Below are 999 nucleotides of genomic sequence, written 5' to 3'. Positions count from 1 at the left end.
CGTTCAGGAACGCGTCGAGAAGACTTGTTGATGAGTGAAGATGAGCTTCAGCGTGTTTGGATACTGCGTAAACTATTGCATAGTATGGATGACGACTTAGCAGCATTAGAATTTATTCTCGATAAGCTGAAAGACTCTAAAACAAATGATGAGTTCTTCTTGTCGATGAAGAAGCGATAGGCTGTTGTTGATGGCTCAAAAGCTTTGTTAAATAAAACTTTTGAGCTGAATTAAACATCGTCAGGCTAGAATATAAACCGGTATTTATACCGGTTTTTTTATGAATTGAATTGAGATTGTTGTGTCAGTTATGAAATATGATGACCTCCGAAGTTTTATCAAACAACTTGAAGCGCAAGGTGAGTTGAAGCGTATTGCTCAGGAAGTCGATCCTTATCTGGAAATGACCGAGATATGTGATCGTACTTTACGTGCAGGAGGGCCTGCTTTACTGTTTGAAAACCCAAAGGGTTACAATATGCCAGTGTTGGCAAATCTTTTTGGTACAACGCGGCGCGTTGCCTTAGGAATGGGGCAAGAAGACGTCAGTGCACTACGTGAAGTGGGCAAACTTTTGGCATTTCTTAAAGAACCTGAACCACCTAAAGGTTTTAAGGATGCCTGGCAAAAGCTACCGATATTTAAAAAGGTGATGGCGATGGGGCCCAAAGAGGTCCGCTCGGCTGCCTGTCAGGAAGTGCTTATCGAAAAAGATCAGGTGGATCTGTATAAGCTTCCTATCCAGACTTGCTGGCCAGGCGATGCAGGACCTTTGGTGACCTGGTCTTTGGTGATTACAAAAGGGCCTGAAAAGTCTCGCCAGAATCTGGGGATTTATCGCCAGCAGTTGATTGCAAAGAATAAGCTGATCATGCGCTGGCTATCTCACCGTGGTGGCGCACTAGACTTCAGAGAGTGGCAGCAAAAACACCCAGGTAAACCTTTCCCGGTTGCGGTGGCTTTAGGTGCTGATCCAGCAACAATACTCGGTGCAGTAAC

Annotated in this window: 1 protein-coding gene and 1 pseudogene; both read left to right on the top strand. The window is 44.5% G+C overall.

Annotated features, from left to right (window positions below; all coding sequences use genetic code 11):
* Positions 1 to 180 (top strand): annotated as a pseudogene (rho, locus tag A3763_RS27210) (transcription termination factor Rho); the annotation flags it as partial.
* Between the two features lie 130 nt (positions 181 to 310).
* Positions 311 to 999, top strand: a 689-nt coding sequence (locus A3763_RS24170) for a UbiD family decarboxylase domain-containing protein (protein ID WP_197483090.1), incomplete at its 3' end; no start/stop codon positions are given.

Source organism: Oleiphilus sp. HI0128, assembly GCF_001635365.1.
The sequence above is the reverse complement of the archived record's forward strand: the minus strand, read 5'-3'. Positions and strand labels throughout refer to the sequence as shown.